This window comes from Sphingomonas sp. UNC305MFCol5.2, from assembly GCF_000712135.1.
Lineage (GTDB): Bacteria > Pseudomonadota > Alphaproteobacteria > Sphingomonadales > Sphingomonadaceae > Sphingomonas.
On sequence record NZ_JOOE01000001.1, the window covers coordinates 531,569 to 549,679 of the forward strand.

16 protein-coding genes are annotated in these 18,111 nt (G+C 65.6%); 7 read left to right on the top strand and 9 right to left on the bottom strand.

The window, feature by feature from the left end:
- Window positions 1-48 precede the first annotated feature (48 nt).
- Window positions 49-2,238 carry a putative bifunctional diguanylate cyclase/phosphodiesterase gene (locus BR78_RS0102635; RefSeq protein ID WP_051683165.1) on the bottom strand — a complete coding sequence of 730 codons (2,190 nt, stop codon included), beginning with the start codon at window positions 2,236-2,238 and terminating at the stop codon, window positions 49-51.
- Entirely contained in the window at window positions 2,235-3,983 is a 1,749-nt protein-coding gene (locus tag BR78_RS0102640) for a sensor histidine kinase (protein WP_197021256.1), read from the bottom strand. The genes BR78_RS0102635 and BR78_RS0102640 overlap by 4 nt, the downstream gene beginning before the upstream one ends.
- Before the next feature lie 913 nt (window positions 3,984-4,896).
- Here BR78_RS0102640 and BR78_RS0102650 point away from each other — a divergent pair.
- Complete coding sequence (locus BR78_RS0102650) at window positions 4,897-5,379, top strand: NUDIX domain-containing protein (RefSeq protein ID WP_029934737.1); 483 nt, start codon at window positions 4,897-4,899, stop codon at window positions 5,377-5,379.
- A 410-nt stretch (window positions 5,380-5,789) separates the two neighbouring features.
- Window positions 5,790-5,924 carry a hypothetical protein gene (locus tag BR78_RS22295; RefSeq protein WP_269320198.1) on the top strand — a complete coding sequence of 45 codons (135 nt, stop codon included), beginning with the start codon at window positions 5,790-5,792 and terminating at the stop codon, window positions 5,922-5,924.
- Window positions 5,925-6,044: 120 nt separating this feature from the next.
- On the opposite strand, the gene BR78_RS0102665 is transcribed toward BR78_RS22295, so the two are convergent.
- The 4 genes from BR78_RS0102665 to BR78_RS0102690 form a co-directional block, all read right to left on the bottom strand.
- Window positions 6,045-6,941, bottom strand: coding sequence for a hypothetical protein (locus BR78_RS0102665; RefSeq protein ID WP_081855580.1), 897 nt, complete (start codon window positions 6,939-6,941; stop codon window positions 6,045-6,047).
- A gap of 267 nt (window positions 6,942-7,208) precedes the next feature.
- Window positions 7,209-7,535 carry a helix-turn-helix domain-containing protein gene (locus BR78_RS0102670; protein WP_029934741.1) on the bottom strand — a complete coding sequence of 109 codons (327 nt, stop codon included), beginning with the start codon at window positions 7,533-7,535 and terminating at the stop codon, window positions 7,209-7,211.
- 1,033 nt (window positions 7,536-8,568) lie between these two features.
- Complete coding sequence (locus BR78_RS0102685) at window positions 8,569-9,021, bottom strand: response regulator transcription factor (RefSeq protein ID WP_051683167.1); 453 nt, start codon at window positions 9,019-9,021, stop codon at window positions 8,569-8,571.
- Entirely contained in the window at window positions 9,014-10,726 is a 1,713-nt protein-coding gene (locus tag BR78_RS0102690; RefSeq protein ID WP_231478100.1) for a SulP family inorganic anion transporter, read from the bottom strand. The genes BR78_RS0102685 and BR78_RS0102690 overlap by 8 nt, the downstream gene beginning before the upstream one ends.
- A gap of 1,089 nt (window positions 10,727-11,815) precedes the next feature.
- Between BR78_RS0102690 and BR78_RS21535 the strand changes: the two genes are divergently transcribed.
- Window positions 11,816-11,953: a hypothetical protein gene (locus tag BR78_RS21535; RefSeq protein WP_156022195.1), complete on the top strand. Its 138-nt coding sequence runs from the start codon at window positions 11,816-11,818 to the stop codon at window positions 11,951-11,953.
- A complete protein-coding gene (locus BR78_RS0102705) occupies window positions 11,950-12,201 on the top strand; it encodes a hypothetical protein (RefSeq protein WP_197021257.1) in 252 nt (83 codons plus the stop codon). Before BR78_RS21535 ends, BR78_RS0102705 begins: the two co-directional genes overlap by 4 nt.
- Window positions 12,202-12,339: 138 nt before the next feature.
- Here the strand turns inward: BR78_RS0102705 and hemC are convergent, their stop codons facing one another.
- Together hemC and pdxH are read right to left on the bottom strand one after the other, a co-directional pair.
- Window positions 12,340-13,263, bottom strand: coding sequence for a hydroxymethylbilane synthase (hemC, locus tag BR78_RS0102710; RefSeq protein ID WP_029934759.1), 924 nt, complete (start codon window positions 13,261-13,263; stop codon window positions 12,340-12,342).
- 330 nt (window positions 13,264-13,593) lie between these two features.
- Entirely contained in the window at window positions 13,594-14,169 is a 576-nt protein-coding gene (gene pdxH / locus BR78_RS0102715) for a pyridoxamine 5'-phosphate oxidase (protein WP_029934761.1), read from the bottom strand.
- Window positions 14,170-14,685: 516 nt separating this feature from the next.
- Between pdxH and BR78_RS0102720 the strand changes: the two genes are divergently transcribed.
- From BR78_RS0102720 to BR78_RS0102730, 3 genes are all read left to right on the top strand, one after another.
- Window positions 14,686-15,783, top strand: coding sequence for a fatty acid desaturase family protein (locus BR78_RS0102720; RefSeq protein ID WP_231478102.1), 1,098 nt, complete (start codon window positions 14,686-14,688; stop codon window positions 15,781-15,783).
- A gap of 329 nt (window positions 15,784-16,112) precedes the next feature.
- Window positions 16,113-16,757 carry a cytochrome b/b6 domain-containing protein gene (locus BR78_RS0102725; RefSeq protein WP_029934765.1) on the top strand — a complete coding sequence of 215 codons (645 nt, stop codon included), beginning with the start codon at window positions 16,113-16,115 and terminating at the stop codon, window positions 16,755-16,757.
- Entirely contained in the window at window positions 16,754-17,275 is a 522-nt protein-coding gene (locus tag BR78_RS0102730) for a helix-turn-helix transcriptional regulator (protein WP_029934767.1), read from the top strand. The genes BR78_RS0102725 and BR78_RS0102730 overlap by 4 nt, the downstream gene beginning before the upstream one ends.
- A 173-nt stretch (window positions 17,276-17,448) precedes the next feature.
- Here the strand turns inward: BR78_RS0102730 and BR78_RS21205 are convergent, their stop codons facing one another.
- Window positions 17,449-18,111 carry an energy transducer TonB family protein gene (locus tag BR78_RS21205; RefSeq protein ID WP_231478104.1) on the bottom strand — a complete coding sequence of 221 codons (663 nt, stop codon included), beginning with the start codon at window positions 18,109-18,111 and terminating at the stop codon, window positions 17,449-17,451.

An 18,111-nucleotide genomic window follows, 5' to 3' on the forward strand; every position in this document is an offset into this window, starting at 1 on the left:
CCGTGCACACCTGGCGAACCGGCGTGACTGACTGTCGGTTGAGGATTATCACGCCCTTTCCGGTGACGCGGCTGCGATAGCGCCCGGACCGGTTCGCGCACCGCGTTCGAGGATGCAGAGCATCTCTGCGGCGGGCACCGGCTCGCTGAAGAGAAAGCCTTGCATGCTTGGGCAGTCCTTGCTGCGAAGCCGGTCGCGCTGCTCCTCGGTCTCTACGCCTTCGGCGATGCAATCGAGGCCGAGCGTACGCGCGAGGTCGAGAATGCTGCTGACGATTGCGGCCGTGCCCTCATGGCTTCCCATATCGCGAACAAAGCTGCGGTCGATCTTGATCCGGTCAAGCGGAAAGCGGCTGAGATAGCCGAGCGACGACCATCCCGTGCCGAAATCATCGAGCGAGAGCGCGACCCCGATCTCCTTGAGCTCGTTCATGATCCGCAGCGTCGCTTCGCTGTCGTCCAGTGTCAGGCTTTCGGTCAGCTCGAGTTCGAGCCAGCACGGTTCCAGAGCAGCCCCGGCAAGCGCTGCCCGCACTGTGCGAACGATGTCGCCGCGATAGAATTGCTGCGCCGAGAGATTCACGGCAATCCGCACCGGAGCGAGTCCGCTCCGCTGCCACGCGGCGTTCTGACGGCAGGCTTCGTGCAGCACCCAGCTGCCGACCTCGAGCATGAGCCCGCGTTCCTCGAGCAGCGGAATGAAGACCGTAGGCGAAATCAGTCCCTCGCGCGGATGATTCCAGCGGATCAGGCTCTCGATGCCGACGACGCGGCCGTCTTCGAGGTCGATCTGCGGCTGATAATAGATCTCGAATTCGCCGCGGCCGCAGGCGCCATGGACGTCCTGCGATAGCGTGCGCCAGCGTTCGCCCGGCACGTCGAGCTGATGGGTGTAGCGCACGCAGGTGTTCCGGCCACCCTTCTTGGCGCCGTACATCGCCGTGTCGGCCGCCTGCAGCAGGGCGCGCGGGCTGTCGCCATCCTCGGGGAACAGGCTGATGCCGATGCTCCCGGAGATATGGGCGACCTGCCCGTCAAGATCGAAGGGGGCGCCAAGTGCCTCAAGGATCCGCGCCGCTACTTCGTCCGCGCGTTCCCGCGTGCCGATATCGGCCAGAGCTACGACGAACTCGTCGCCCCCGAGGCGCGCCGCAGTGTCAGCCGCACGCAGGCACTGCAACAGGCGCGCCGAAACCTCCTGAAGCAGCTGGTCGCCGACGAGATGACCGAGACAATCGTTGACCTGTTTGAAATGATCGAGATCGATCACCAGCAGGGCGCTGGCCCCGCCGCTGCGCCGCGCGCGGGCAAGCTCGGCGCTCAATCGCTCGAAGAACATGGTGCGGTTCGGCAGTCCGGTGAGCGCATCGTGGAGGGCCAAGTAGCGGATGTGTGCCTCGGCCTGTTTGCGGTCGGTTATGTCGCGCAGATTATATTGTGCCAGGCTGCGACCTGCCACCTCACACGAGGAGGCGATCAGATCGACGAACAGCTCCGAGCCGTCTGCGGCGGCGAGCGTAACCTCGTCGCGGCGAAGCGTACCCGAATGACGCAACTCGGCCATGGACGCAGCGTCGGCGAAGACCGACATGCCGGGTAGCGCTTCGATTGCCTGTCCTCTCAACGCGCCGCGTGGCTGGCCCGTCATTGCGAGAAAACGCGGATTCGCGTCGACGACCGTGCCCGAATCGGCATCCAGCAGGAGGATGCCATCGCCCGCGGTCTCGAACAGGCGCCGGTAGCTTTGTTCGGATACGCGCAGCTTTGCCTCGGCTTCCGCGCGCGCTGCGATCTCCTGCGTCAGCAAGCTGTTCTGAAGGGCTAGGCTTTGCCGCGCTGCCTTGAGCGCCAGATGAGTCGCAATGCGCGCGAGCAACTCTTCGAAGTGGAAGGGCTTGGATACATAGTCCACGCCACCCGCCTCGAACGCCGCCACCTTGTCGCGCAGGTCGCCGAGCGCCGTCATGAAGATGACGGGAATATGGGTCGTGAGGGGATTGGCCTTCAGGCGCCGGCAGGTCTCAAATCCGTCGAGGCCGGGCATCATCACGTCAAGAAGGACGAGATCGGGACTGGCAAACTCGGCGCGTGTGAGCGCTTCTTCGCCACCGAGCGCCACGAGCACGTCATAGCCCTGCTGCTCGAGGCGGCCGACAACGACGCCAAGGTTCACGGGGTTGTCGTCGACGATCAGAATGGTTTCGTTCGCCGAGCGGAAGGACAGATCGAGATTGCTCACGCTTCGACTCTTTCGCGGAACGGGCGCTCGATCAGGTCGAGCAAGGCGGCGGACTGGTAGCCGCGCGCAAGCGCGAGCACGTGCTCGCCGAACGCGGCATAGGCGGCGTCGCGGCCAATCAGCCGCTCGGCCTCGGCGCAAACGGCGCGCATGTTGCCCGCGCGTGCGGGGCGCCGAAACGGCTCGAGAAGGCTCGCCGGCGGGCTGGGCGGCGGCGAAATCAGGACAGCCGCCCCATGCGCGGCGCGCGACCCGTCGGCTTCGCCAGCCGATCCGGAACGGTATGAAATGGCACCGCTCTCGGCGAGCGGCACATCGAGATCGAACCAGAAACGGCTGCCCTCGCCTGGCGTGCTCTCGACCTCGATCCGGCTTCCCATCAGTTCGATCAGTTGCTGACTGATGCTGAGCCCCAGACCGGTGCCGCTCGCACGGGTACCGGCGGTTCCGGCCTGCTCGAACGCCGCGAAAACGCGGCTCATCTCGTCCTGCGCGATCCCCTGCCCGGTATCCCGGACCTCGAAGCGCAGCCGGACATTGCCATTGGCGCGCTCCACCAGGCCGACGCTGAAGACGACCTGACCCACTTCAGTGAACTTCGCGGCGTTGCCCACCAGATTGATCAGTACCTGTCGCAGATGCTTCTCGTCGCCCTCGATGCGGGCCGGTACGTCGACGGCGATCGACCAGGCAAAACGGAGCTGCTTCTCCTCGGCGCGTACGCGCATCATCTCCGCAACGCTCCGGACCATTGCCTGCAGGTCGAGCGGCGCGGGGGCGATCTCGACTTTGCCAGCCTCGATCTTGGAAAGGTCGAGAATGTCGCCAATGAGCGTGAGCAAATGCTCTCCGCTGGCCTGGATCGTCCGCGCCGCGTCATGATGCCGCGCACCCAGCGGAGCCAGTTGCAGGATTTGGGCATAGCCCAGGATCGCATTGAGGGGCGTGCGAAGCTCGTGACTCATGTTCGCGAGGAATCGGGATTTGGCCTCGCTCGCGCTCTCGGCGGCGGCCCTCGCCGCCTCCATCATCCGCGCCTCGGCCAGATGTTGCGCCTGCTTCCTCGCCAGGCGGCGTCTGAGGCTTAGCGTGCGATAGGCGAGCCGTATCGCCGCCAGCATCGTCCAGAAGCCGAGGATCAGCAGATACCATTGTTCGGTGGAGAGCAGGCTGCCCTCGAATTCGAGGGCCTCGACTTGAAAGGCATGATGGCCGGGCCGCAGGCCGGCCCCGGTCTGCAGATCGATTGCCACGACATTGTCGATGGTCGGGGTTGCCGCCGAAGGGTCGCCCGCCTCGTGTGCCGCTGCCCACCACGGCTCCACGATCGCATCGGCGAGGTTGAGCTCGATCGTCTGCCTGCCCGGCAGCACCTTGAACTCGAGTGCATTCGGCTGCGCATCTTCACCGGCGATCGCCTTGCCATCACGGACTCTGCGGTTCTTGAGCGCCAGTTTGAGCGTGTCGGAAGGGCCGCGATAGTTGAGAGTCAGCCTGACCTTGGCGAATTTCGACAAATCGCGCCCTTGCCCGACGTTGCGCTTGTCGAGCATCAGCCCATAACCGCAAAAAGGATAGGCATAGCCGGCGCTGATACGGCACGACCATGCCAGGGGCGTTGCCGCCGCCGTGACGGTTGATGCCCCGCCGGAGGTCAGATCGCTGTAGACATAGTGAGGATATTGCGCAGCGGCCGTCGGCCCGATGGCCAATCGCCGATCGACGATCGTGCTCTTGAAGAGCACCGCGGCGAAAGTCGCGATGAGCAGAACGAACAGGGCAGCTTCGAACTTCAGGTAGCGCAGTCTGGACTCGGGAACCGCAAGTCGCGGCTGCCCATCAGTTGAGGGGGCAAGCGATGGCGACGCCAGTTGCGACGATAGCGCTCCCAATCCTGTCGACACGACCACGCCCCCATGGCTCATACGCGAGAGCCCAATCACTCCATTATAGTAGCAAATCGCCACGACGGCCGGTTTTGGGGACGCCTTTCCAGAAGCGTTCAGGCGACGCCGGGATGGTGGCTACCCCTGTCCAGGGGCACCCTATTGTGATGCCGGGCGCGCGGGCGAGCGTCTGCAGGTGCGGGCTTCACGTGATGCGCGAGCACAGGTGGATGGCCTCCCGGATGCGCCGGATCACGGCCGGCGCGCTGACCGTGAGGGTGAGCCGCCACATGCTACTGCGTAGGATTGCGGATAGCGCCTCTGGAGGGCCCGGCACATTGTGAAGGCAGACCTGGCGCACACCCTTTCGAGGCAAGCGCAGGACAAGGAACCGCCACGATGCCTTCCCCTCCGCCAATCTTTCCTGCGGACCCCGGATTGACGCCAAGCCCGGCCGAGTCGCCTTGCGAGCCGCCGGATCACCCGGCGCGGGCCGCGCCGGAATTTGCACCACCGCAACCCGACACCTGTGTGCCGGACCGGGGGTTGCCGGAGGATCCGGTCCCCGACGACGCGCGGGGGGCGACATCTCCCGGCGATGAAGCCGAGACGCGCGCGATCGGCTGACAGGCTCTCGCGGGTCAATCTCGAGCCGGGCGTACACTGCAGGCGAGGCCGGGACGCCTGTCGACCCGGTACCAGGTACGCGCGAGAGCACAGATACGGAGTTGGCGCACCCGGTCAGGGGCGCACGGGAAGGAATGCCGCTCCCATGGTGAAGCCGAAAAGCTCCCGCCCACCCGCGAGCGCCGGGATCCTTCTCTACCGGCGACTTTCGTCCGCGACCGAGGTGCTTCTCGTGCATCCGGGTGGACCCTTCTGGCGTAACAAGAACATCGGCGGCTGGCAAATCCCCAAAGGCATGATCAAAAGCGGAGAGGATATGCTCACGGCCGCGCGCCGGGAGACGGAAGAGGAACTCGGCATTCGTCTCAACGGAACGCCCGCCCCGCTGGGTGAAATCCGCCAAGCCGGGGGCAAGGTGGTTCACGTATTCGCGCTCGAGCAGGAACTCGACGTTTCCCGAATCACGAGCAACCGTTTTCGTCTCGAATGGCCGCCACGCGGCGGCAGGCTGGTCTCGTTTCCCGAGATCGATCGCGCATGTTGGCTAACCATCGCCGAAGCGCGCCTGGTGATGCTTGCGAGCCAGCAGCCGTTGCTCGACCGGCTCGAAGCGCAGCTCTGCCGGTAGGGTCGCCCTTCCCCGCGCCGTTGCGGATGTCCCTCCCGCAAGTGGGAGAGGGATTTGGCGCGCTACATCGGCAACCGGGGTCCTCATACTGGCCCGGAAGGACGAGGATTACGGATTGGTCGATCGGAACGGGCGAAGCTTGCGCCAGCGCGCGTCCGGTTTCCCCCAATCTCGGCCGGGATCGAAGCGAAGCTCGACAGAATGGGCTCGAGCCTGGCTTTACCGGGCCTTCCGCCGGCTATCGTCACGGACCCGGAGCGGCGGTACGCACCGGCGCGAGACGCGCGGTGCGATGCCCAGGGCCTTGCAGCTGCTTCGCGCACACGATGCCGCCATGCATCCGTGAATTTCCGGATTCCGGCACCGCCGCTGTGAGGATCAGATGGTCCCCAATCATTGGGAGACATTCAATGTCGTCGATCGTCAATCGCGATCCTTTACCGCCGCGCGACCCGCGGCCGAGCCGCGCCGTCATCGGAATATGGCTTTTTCTGATCACGTTGCTGTTCGGAGCGACCGTGGTCTTCCTGCAAAGCCAGATGTGAGCTCCGGTCGGGGCTCGCGCATGATGCGCGGCCCCTCCGACCGCGAACGGCGCTCGGAGATATCGAGGGCGAGACGCGATTCAGGCACCACGGCGCGAGGCTTGCGCCGAACGGCAAGGGCTAGCGTGATGCCGTACCGGTGTCTGCCGCGGAGGATCGGATAGCCTCGGCCGCTTGCCCGATCAGGTCCCGACGGAGCATCTGGTGGCGAATGCGTCGTGCGACCTGAGGCAGGAATCTGGCGTGACGCTCGCCATGCATCAGCCCGGTTGCGTCGTCGGTGAATTGCGCCAGGCTGCCACCTTTTCTCGCGAACACGGCACGATTGTCTCCGCATTCGGTCTGAACGACCACGACCTCGTCGCCGAAGCTTCTCCGGATCCGGCTCTTGCAGAGCCGATGCTTCTCCCAGAGGTTTACTACAAAAATGCCGCCCGGTGCGAGATGCCGGTAGCAATCATCATAGAAGTCCTGGGAGCACAGCTCGGGCGGCTGGCCGTCCATATCGAACCCGTCGACAAGCAGCACGTCGGCCTGTCGCCTGCTCTGCCGGACATAATCGGCGCCATCACCCCAGAGTATCCTGAAGCGGCCGCAATCTTCGGGGATCAGAAAACGGCCCCGGAGTGCAATGACGTCCCGATCGATCTCAACGGCGGTTACGACGCTCGAGGGCACCTTGTAGTAGCAGTATTTCGCCAGCGAGCCGCCTCCGAGCCCGATCATGTCGATGGTCGCGGGCCTGGGGTTGAACAGCAGGAACCCCATCATGACTCTCGTATAGTCCAGAGCCAGGTCGAGCGGATTGCTGATGCTCATCTCGCTCTGGATGGTGCGATGATCGAAATGAAGTGCCCGGGTATCGCCAAACTCGGACAGATATGGCGCTCCACGCTTCGGAGTCAGCTGAAGACCGGATGCGAAGCCGCAGGCGTGCAGCACCTCGCTGTCGGCGACACTCAGCGCATCGCCGTCAAACCACGAACCCGGCCAGAGCCCCGCGTAGCCGTCGGTCATCGGGATAGTTTCCCGGTTTCCTCGATAGCGGGACAAGTCTGCATGCCGAGAGCAAGATCAGCAGATCGCACCCGCGCAAGTGCCACCCGCCGCACGTGCGCGGCCACATCCGTTTCAGCCAGGGTCGGCCAGCGATCAGCGACCGACAGCAACCGGATGCCGGCCGCGACCGTCAGAGCTGCGGTGACACGGACTCCGGACCGGGGCCTGTCACGGGTTTCGCGAAGAACCGAAAGCGGGCCGGGCGTGCTTTCGAACAGCAACGTCCTAGCCGGCATGGCTCGCCGTCTTCGGCACGACACCCTCGCGGCCGGCGCGTCCGCCGGGCCGTTCACCGGATCGGGACGCCGCCTCGCGCAGACGCACCCCCCGACCGCTTCCGGCAGAGGGAGCGTTTTCGCCGATCAACTCGATCCCCGCTTCCTCCAGGGCCTCGACGACCTTCATCAACGTATCGATGATCCCGCGCACCTGCCCGCCTGATGCCTCCATGCGCTGGATCGTCGGCAGCGACAGCCCCGCCAACTCGGCGAGCCCCTTCTGATCGAGGCCGAGCATCGCTCTGGCCGCTCGCATCTGTGCAGAGGTGATCATTCTGGCGGCGCTCCCGGACGCAATGAAGTGATATATGACGCATCAATATAGCTATTTATACCACGATAAAGATGTTTCGCACAGCACTCCTGCCACAAATGGCGCCGCCTCAGCGGCTCGAGCGCTGCTCGGACAGCAGAGCCTTGTCATACATTTCTTGCCAGGCGGTCGCGGCTCGCAACGCGCGCTCCCTGACGCGCGGCAGCGAAGCTGCGCTCGCCTCTTCGAGGCATGCCCTGCTCCGGTTCAGATACAGTTCGCTGTTGCGGAGGGTCGGTTTCAAATCGATTCGTCGTGACACGTTCAGGCACCTTCAAAGGCCAGGATTGGAAGCTCGGGCACAAGCGGTCGGATGTCGCCCGACCGGGAATGCTGATGTGGTTGGTGACGGCCGCGACAAGGTTCGCACGCCAGTATAGTCACCAGCGCAGTCCGGCCCCGGCGGCGACCGTGCCCCAGCCAGCGGCAACACCGGCGAACAAGCGCGTGCCAGGCCGCGATGACTTGCCATTCGCATGGCCGGCCGCGCTCCAGCGTCCCCGGCCGGCAAGAAATCACGCGCCGCTTCGCGGAAATCCTCGTCCATATGTGCTCCTATCCCGGGCTACGCAGGTCGGTGCCAAGGATCGCGCCCATCGCCACTCTCCGGTACTTCGAAGCTCGCCGGAAGCGCTCCGCTGCGCTTCGACGCCATTCGCAGGCCGCCCCGTCCCGATAACGGATATAGCCGACGTCCCGTCCCTCGAGGCGCGTCCTCGCGACGGCGTCCCGGCACGGCTTCTCGCTCCAGATCGGTCCCTCGACCGAGAAGGTCCGGGCTTCGCGGTCGAATATGACGACCAGGAAACCGCGCCGCGACGGCCGGCCGCTCATCGCGCGGCACCGCGCCGGCGCGCTTCGCGGGCGCCGTCAAAGCCGCGCCCGGCGCGCCGCACGATTTTCGGACAGCGGCCTGCTTCGCAGCCCGCCTCGCGCCGCGCTTTGGCGTCGCAGCCGGAGCCCGGCCAGGTCGAACCGCAGACCCGGGCCGCAGTCATCTGCGGTCACTCCCGGCCGTGTCCGCAGCCGGGGAGGCAGACAGATCGCAGACGTCGTCAGCGTAGGTGCTCCGGGAGTTAGCGACTGGCCACGCACCCAGGAACGCGGCCTCGATGTCGTCGCTGCTGACCGGTTTTGCGAGGCAGCCACAGGCGCCGAGCCTGATCGCCTCGGCTGCGTTTGCCGGATTGGCAAAGCCCGACACCATGAGGATGCGCGTCGCCGCATTGGCTCTGCGCAGTGCCTCGATGCAAGGCAGTCCGGAAGCCGGGTTGAGATTGAGGTCAACGATGGCGTAGCGGAACGCGTCTTCGTCCAGGAGCTTCGCGACCGCGCCCGGATCGGCTGCGATCCTGACCCGATATCCCCGCCGTTCCAGCGAGCGCGCCAGCACATTCGCATATGGCGCGTCATCCTCGACAATGATGAGCGAGCGATCGTCACGCATCTCGCGTGTCCCCGCCGACGGCGATCTGCGCGAGCTGCAGCGCGCCGGCGAAGTCGTCCGCATAACGGACCCGGCCATTGCCGTTGCCCAGATGCACACGCCGAAGCATCTCCTGCGGCTGCGGCTGCACACCCGACAGGATCACATCGATGCCTGCCCGCCGCGCTTCGTCAACAAGACCTTCGAGCGCGGTCGCCCCGGACGCATCGATCATGGGCACCAGGCGCATCCTGAGGATGATCGCACGGGGTTGCTGCCCCATCGCGCGGAAGGTGTCCATCAGTCCACCGACCACGCCAAAGAAGAACGGCCCGCTCATCCGGAACACCTCGACGCCCGGGGGGATCGCGTCACGTTGGTGCAGGTCCTCGTCCTCCCCGTCAAAGCCGGCGCCGATCTCCACGGTCGAGCTCATCCGCGCCATGAAGATCAGCGAAGCGAGCGTGACCCCCACGCCGATCGCCACGGTGAGATCGACAAGTATCGTCAGGGCGAATGTCAGCAGGAGAACGATGCGGTCGCCGTTCGGCATCCGCAGATAGCCGAGGAAGTGCCGGCGTTCGCTCATGCCCCAGGCAACCATGAACAGGATGGCGGCAAGGGCCGCCATCGGCACGAACGCCATCAGCTTCGAGCCGAAGAGTATGAACAGGAGGAGGAACAGTGCATGCGACACACCCGCGACCGGTGAGCGACCGCCCGCCTTGATGTTGGTCGCGGTGCGCGCAATCGCCCCCGTCGCCGGAAGTCCACCAAAAAGGGCCGAGGCGAAGTTCGCCACCCCTTGCCCGACCATTTCCTGATTGGAGCGATGCCGAAAGCCGGTCATCCCGTCCGCAACGACAGCCGACAGCAATGACTCGATGCCCGCGAGGAACGCGATCGTGAAGGCAGCGGGCAGAACCTGCTGAACCTTCTCGACCGAGAAGGACGGAAAGTGCGGCAGGGGCATGCCCGTCGCCATGTTCGGGAAACGCGACCCGATCGTGTCGACCGGAAGCGAGAGCGCAGCCACGACGATCGAGGTAAGGACCACCGCGACCAGAAAGCCTGGTATGCGCGGCGCCGTTCTGCGCAGAATGATGATCGTCGCAAGCGCGGCGGCTCCGACGGCGATGGCGACCGGATTCAGACTCCCGATCGCATGGAGATAGGCAGCCCATTTCGGCAGGAAGTCCGCTGGCACGGCGCTCATTCGAAGGCCGAGAAAGTCCTTCACCTGGCTCGAAGCGATGATCACTGCGATCCCGGCGGTGAACCCCGTCACCACGGGATGGGGTATGTACTTTACGAGACGGCCCAGCCGCAAATATCCGGCGATCGTCAGGATAAGGCCCGCGAGCAATGTCGCAAGTACCAGTCCGTCATAACCATGCTGTGCGATCACGGTGAAAACGATGACGACGAAGGCGCCGGTCGGCCCGCCGATCTGTACGCGGGAGCCGCCCAGCGCCGAAATGAGCAGGCCGGCCACGACCGCGGTAATCAAACCTTTGTCGGGCGTAGCGCCGCTCGCGATCCCCAGTGCCATCGACAGCGGCAGGGCGACGATCGCGACGGTAAGGCCCGCGACAATATCGGCCCTCAGCCGGCGCCCGTCATAACCCTGGCGAAGAACCGAGAACAGCTTTGGCGTGAACTCGATCGGGAAAACCCTAGGCAGCATGGTTTGCACATTCCGGCCCGACACCATCCCGCGCGACACGCCCGTTGCGCCGTTCCTCGGGCCGGGAGGTTGCCACGCGCAGCCGCACCCTGTGTGCGGCCCCCGACGTGGAAGCAGGCGCTCCAATCAAATCAATCCAGGCCTCCCCCGGCGCTTCAACCGGTTTGAGCAGCATGCCGATCATCCCGCACACCCGTCTGCCAAAGGCCTCCGGGCGCGAGATCGTCGACAGCGACGCCCCCTCCGGCGCGGCAAGCCCCATTTTTCCGGGGCCCTGTATCGCCCGCGCGGGCGGCACTTTCGCAGAGGTGATCACTCCCACAAGGCTCTCCCCTGCTTTGTTATGATGTTTTATACATCAACATACCGCTTTATACCATGATAAAGATGTGTGATACAACAGTTCTGACAGGAGAGCCATTTGTGCGCTCCCCGGTTTCCTTCGGGAGGTGTGGCGATGGATAGCAAGGCATCTATAGCTCCCGGGCGCCGTCGGCAGGTCGAACGCCCTCGCCTTGGAATTGTCTGCGGGGAGCCTCGACAAGAGCAATCGGGCCATTGGCATCTTCACCCCCGGTCGCACCCGAAAGCGGATGGAAGCCGCAGGATTACGATCGACGCGCGATCGGAAAAGACGGCGTTCGTCGTCGATCTGTCCGCCGGTGAAGCCGCCGAATTGATGCTCGAGCTCGGCTACGCGCTCGAGCAGGCGGCCCGTGACGAGAAGGCGCACTGCGTTCCCCGCGTTCAGCCCGCGCCGGGAGGTCGCGCGTGATGGCGTGCTTGATACCGTCCGAAATGCGCTCTCCGTTCGGCGCGGCGCGCACTCCAAAGGGTGCCGGTGCCTGAGGTCTTGACCCCTTTCGATCCGAAGCACGGTGATCGTCCGTCCCGGCGAATGCGCGAAGACTCGCGCCCTGCATCGCCGGGCACCAAAAAGCCGATCGAATCCGAGCGGAGCGCGCCGCGATCCGTCTGGGCGATTCTCGGACGCGGCATGCGCAACCGCTGCCCGGCCGGGACATTCAATGTTGAGCGGACCCAACACGCGGCGATCGGCGGCGGGAGGAATGCTGACGCGCTGCCCGCCACACACGCGGCCCCGGCGAACGAGCAGGCACGCAAAGGATGATCGCGGGCATCGTCTTGATCTCCACGCTTTTGTTGGGGCTGTTTTTTGCAGTGATCATCGCCGGCGGAAGAGCGCACGACAGAGCCAACGCCGAGACCGCACGCACGCGCGACGAGAAGTCCCAGGGAAAATGAGATCGAATCCGCGGGATCGTGCGGGGGCGTTGCCGGACGTGGTGGACGACGACCACGGCCTGCCGGCACCGGTAGCCGAAATGTCGGCAGCGATGCACGAGGCGATCGAGCGGGCGCGGTTCTACGCCGCCCGGTGGATCGATCAGCGCGATCGCATGACGCGGGCAGTCGATGCATATCGGTCCACGCGGATGTATCCGATCTCGGACCTTCGAGTGGATGGCGTACCCGGCGTTGGGGACCCATAGTTTTTCCCGGCGCTCCGGCGCACCGGGTTGCCCCGGAGGCCCACCATCGCAATCTCGGGAAACAGCGCATGGGATCCACCCGGAACCGTCGTTCAGCCTTTGCCATGCAACGACCCGCGGGTCCCTGCGGCCGCCGCGTCAGCTGAACAGCCGCCGTATTTCGGCCGACGCGCCCGACAAGAGGCCGCGCGCGACGGCTACCGGCAGTTCCTGATCGGACGGTGCACCGGCGTCCTGGGCGAAGATATGCTCCGCGCCGTCCTCGGACAGCAACTCGGCCCTGAGCGTCATGATTGCGCCCTCGATGGTCGCAAGCGCCGCGACCGGCGAATGACAATCGGCGTTCAAAGCGGCTAGCAGCCGGCGTTCGGCCAGCACGCAGGCGTGCGTCTGGAGGTGGTCGATCCTCGTCAGCATCGCATGGACAAGCGGATCGTCGCGGCGGCACTCGATGCCGATCGCCCCCTGTGCCGGAGCAGGTAACATCACATCAAGGGGAATCGCGGTGCCGACGTCATGCCGTCGCAGGCGCTCGAGCCCCGCCGCCGCGAGGAGGGTCGCATCGACTTCACCGGCGGCCAGCCTGGCCAACCGCGTATCGACATTGCCGCGGAACAGCACGATCTTCAGATCGGGGCGGAGCCTGCGCAGCTGCGCCGCGCGCCGTGGAGAACTCGTGCCCACGACCGCTCCCTCGCGCAGCGCACCGATCGAACCGGCGCCGACGAGCCGATCGCGAACGTCGGCGCGGGGGAGCATCGCCGCGATCGCGATGCTCTCGGGACGAACCGTCTCGACGTCCTTCATCGAATGCACCGCACAGTCGATCTCACGGGCCAGCAGCGCGCGGTCGAGCTCCCTGGTCCACAGCGCCTTGCCACCAATCTCGGCAAGCGCGCGATCCTGGATCTTGTCCCCCGTCGTGCGGATGGGAACGACCTCGATATCACCCGGCGCGACAGCGCGTGCTGCAATCAGTGCATCACGCACCATATTGGCTTGCGTGAGGGCGAGCGGCGACCCGCGTGAACCAATGCGAAACCTCGACATGGTTCGCGCCATGCGCCGGGCACGCGGGCAGATGCAATGGTTCAGGTGCGGAGCCCAGAAATCGCGGTGCTGGCGGCCCGGCCGTCCTGCCTCCGCAGCGAGCACAAGGCGATAGCGATCTGTGGCGGCCAGTCGGCGGATTGGCTACGATCTCGCTGGACTGCGCCACTGCGAGCGGCAGGCGCATATCTGCGAAGCCCGGATCGAGCCTCTATCGAAGGCGAGCCGTCCAGACATCCCTTTCGCTGGAAGACCCTGACTCACCCATTGCGCGCAGGAAACCGCCGTGGCCCTGCGGCCCTTGTCCGGTAACAGGATCTCTCGGTGCGCCGCGAAATGCGGTTACGGGTAGAGGAGCCCTTCGCACCAGCCCCTGCCCGCCCGGGTGAATATCCTGCGTTCGTGCAGCCGATGGGCGCGATCCTGCCAGAACTCGAACGCCACCGGGTCGACACGATATCCGCCCCAGTGCGGCGGGCGGGGAACCACCTTCCCTGCGAAGCGCATGCGCGCTGCCTCGAAGCGCGCCTCGAATGTCTGGCGGCTGTCGAGCGGGCGCGACTGATCCGATGCCCAGGCGCCAATTTGCGAGTCGCGATCCCGCAAGGCGAAATACGCATCGCTCTCCGCGTCACTGACCCTGCGAACATCGCCTTCGATCCGCACTTGCCGTCGCATTGATTTCCAGTGGAAGAGCAACGCCGCCTTGCCGTCTTCAAGCTCGCGTGCCTTGCGGCTCGCGAAGTTGGTGTAGAATACGAAGCCTTCCCGGCCATATTCCTTCAACAGGACCATGCGCACCGAAGGTTGGCCGTCCGGGCCCGCGGTCGCGAGGGCCATCGCATTCGCGTCATCTGGTTCGGCAGCGGCTGCCTCGGCATAGCAGGCCGCGAAAAGCTCGAATGGGTCGGCGATCATGGTTCAGGGGTCCTGGTTGTACACCATCGGGGTGACGGGAGACGTGCGGCATATTCGGGAGATGAAATCCCTCCGCAACGCGGAGATTCCCCAGTTGCGCGGAGCGCGCCGGGATCGCCGGGCGCGCTCCGCACCGGCTCGCGTCGCTGGCCGATTGGGGGGAGGAAGGGAGCGACGCCTCCATCCGTAAATTTACCAATTTGGCCGGGCAGCAGCGGTCCATAGCGAACGACTCTCGCACGGCAGCGGGCCGATGCGAGACCAGGAGGTGGGGTTTGTACCCAGGCTGCAGGTTTGAAGACGGCACCGGTGGTGCAGGACTGCGATCTTGCGTCCCCACCGCTTGCGACGATGGACGCGGGCCTGTCGAACCGCTGGTCCAGCCCGACCGATACCAGCAACTCGACAGGCGCGCCGATGGTCCCGGACCCTGATCCCGGCAGTTTCGGAGGCGCCGGGCCACCTTCCAGTAACGCCTGCGCCGAATGCTCAAGAACTATCGATGCGAGGTACCCAGTGAATCACGACTACAAGGTGGTTGCCGAGCGGGCGCCAGGCGCCGCAAGCACCGTTCGCCTGTCCGGCGTCCCGGACGACCGGGCGCTACTGAAGACGGCGGCGGAAGTGACGCGGGATCTTCAGCAACCCGATCCGCTACTCTACTGGAGCGATTTTCTCGGTTCCGCGGTGCTGGGCTATTCGGCACTGGCGGCCGCCATACTGGTGCACTCCGTCCCGGCTGCCTTCCTGTGCGGCGTCGCCGCGATACTTGCGCTCTACCGGGCGACGCTCTTCATCCACGAGATCACCCATTTGCAGCCCGGGAGGCTGCCCGGGTTTCGCGTCGCGTGGAATGTCCTGCTCGGCATTCCGACCCTGCTGCCGTCCTTCATGTACGAAGGCATCCATATCATCCATCATACCCGCACCCGCTATGGAACGATCCGGGATCCCGAATATCTTCCGCTGGCGTTGATGAAGCCGTGGACCCTGCCCGCTTTCCTCCTCGTGTCGCTGCTGATGCCGGCGGCGCTGCTGCTACGCTTCGGAATTCTTGGGCCGCTTTCGGTGTTTTCGCCTCCGCTCCGGCGTATCCTGGTCGCGCGGTTCTCGGGCCTGCAGATCAATCCCAGGTTCGAGCGGCGCGCGCCCGAGGGGGCCTTCGCGCGACAATGGTTCTGGCAGGAGTTCGGGGCGAGCCTCGTGGCGGTGGCGATCATCGCGGCGCTGGCAACGGGGATGCTGCCGGTCAGGTCGTTCCTCATCGCGATGAGTGTCCTCGCGGGCGTCGCTGTGCTCAACCAAATGCGCACGCTGGTTGCGCATCTATGGGAGAATGACGGTGGGCCATTGACGATTACCGCGCAGTTCCTCGACAGCACCAATGTCGCGCGGGGGGTGCTGGCTGGCTTGTGGGCCCCTGTCGGGCTGCGCTTTCACGCGCTGCATCATCTGCTTCCCAGCCTGCCTTATCATTCGCTCGCGGAGGCCAATCGCCGCCTCTCCCGGGCGCTGGGGCCGGACTCTGTTTACGCGCGAGCGGATTATCCCTCGCTCGGTCAGCTTGTCCGGCGCCTTGCCACCAATACCATGAAAGGAAGGTCCCGCGGCTGAAGTGCGCCCCGTCACATGCGAACAGGTCGCTGCTGCCGTTCGTCCGGTCCGGCGCGGGCCATGAAATCCCGACGGCGCCGCCCCACAGGCAGCCCGTCAGCAGGCGCTTATTTCGGCAGCGGTAAGCGCCAGGACAATGGCGGCGCCCCATCCAGAGACCAGTTGCGGTATCAGGAGGACATTCGAAATGCGCTGGACATTCCCGATCGCCGAACGCTCGAAATTTGCCGCGCCACCGCCCGAGCGGGGCGCAGCGGTCGCCGTTCCGAAAATCGCAGGGCCGCACCCCTCCCCTGCCGGCGGGCACTGTGCGCGAGAGGAGCAAGGCAATGAACGCTAACAGAGCGCCCCTGCTACGACGCTGGGATCCGCTTGTGCGCATCGCCCATTGGGGGACTGTCGCCGCGGTGATCGCGAACGCACTCGTTACCGAAGAAGGTTCAGCGGCGCATGTCTGGGTCGGCTTTGGGCTCGCAAGCCTGCTCGCGCTCAGGCTGCTCTGGGGCTTTGTCGGCACGCCACAGGCGCGCTTTTCGGCCTTTCCACCCAGCCCGTCGCGCGCGCTGGCGCATATCCGCGATATTGCCGCGGGGCGCCATACCATCCATGCGTCGCACAACCCGCTCGGTGCGCTGATGGTCTATACGATGTGGAGCTGCCTTGCGGTCATCGTCGCGACCGGCATCGCACTCTCGCCACCATCGGGGCTTTCAGGAAACGCGATTTCCGGGCGGGAGAGTCAGGCGGAGCCGATGGAACGCCTTTCCGCCACGAAGGTGTCCACCCGGCACGACGGTCGGGGCGAGCATGAAGACGAAGAGGGCACGTTGACCGAAGCGCATGAGATCGCCGTGAACCTGCTCTACGTGCTGATCGCGCTCCACCTGGCGGGTGTGATCTTCGAGACCCGGCGCGCTGGCCCCCAGATCATTGGAGCGATGCTCCCCTGGCCGCCGCGCCGGAGACGGGAATGATGCGCCGTTCAATCCGCGAGAACCACAAGGGCCAGAGATGGGCGATCGCTGCGATCGTCGCGCTCCAGTCGGTGGCCGCGATATTCTTCGTCGCCGACGCACTTGCCGATTTGCGCCTGGGAGGCCTGACCGCCCATATCGTGGTGGAAGGTCTCGTCGCGGTAGCGCTCGTCGCCGGCGTCGTTTTCGGTGCATGGCATCTCAGGGCGATGATGGCCGAAGCGCAGCGCCGCAACGACGCGTTGGCGGCCGCGTCGGGCGCGCTGGCAGATCTGATTGTCCGGCGGTTCGCGGCGTGGGGGCTGACCGGCGCGGAAGCCGATGTGGCGCTGTTCGCGCTCAAGGGGTGCGACATCGCGGAGATCGCGCGGTTACGTTCTGCCGCAACGGGAACGATCCGCGCGCAACTGACGCGCGCCTACGCCAAGGCAGGCGTTGGCTCGCGCGCCGCCTTGCTCAGCTTGTTCATCGAGGATCTGCTCGAGGGTGCGCCCCTGCCGGCCCGCGGGAAGATCTGATGCCCCGGCCGCAAAAGGGCGCCCGCCACGCGGTCGCGCGCCCGGGAAGATCCGCCGCGTGATTGTCCGACGCGCGGCACGACACGTCTGGCCGCCACCGTTTGCGCCGCATCAATTTGTCCGGCTGCTTCTTCTGCCGGACCCGCCAGGACGCTGCCCGCGTCCCCGCCGCTTCAGCGGAAGCTGAACGGTATGGTAAAGCGGAGTTGCTCGTCGGTCAGTTCCGCGGGCGGCGCGGGAAATGGTGCGGCCTGCCGGATGATACGTGTCGCGAGGCGGTCAAGCATCGGGTTGCCGCTGGATTGGCCGAGCGACACATTCTCGAGTGTACCACTCCGCGTCACGGCGAATGCGACGATGGCGGTACCTTCGATGCGGATCCCGGGTGGCCGCCGGGCGGCAATATGCGCCCAGAGACGTGCCGCGTAGATCCGCTGCGCGGATGCGGAGTCAGCGCTGCGGCCGGGCGCCGCTGGTGCGGCCACCGGGGTTGCCGGTTGAGGCACTGGCGGAGCGGCAGCCGGCGTGGTGGGTTCGGGCACGGCGCGGTTGCTTGCGCTATTCGCCGCGGGTGCCGGCGGGAGAGGTCGTTCCGGAAGTGCCGGCCGGTCCGCCGCCATAATGGATTCGACGGATTTTTTGCGCTCCGCCGGTCTCGGAGCGCGTTCCGGGGCGGGTTTGGGCAACGCCACGTCGAAGGTCTTGAGCGCCCCGGACCGGGCCGGCGCAGGACCGATACCTGCCGAGAGCAGGAACATCGCCGGCACGATGGCGCCATAGACCGCGGTGGTCATCCCGAGCCCCCACAAGCGGTCCGTGAGCGTGAGCAGTTTCAT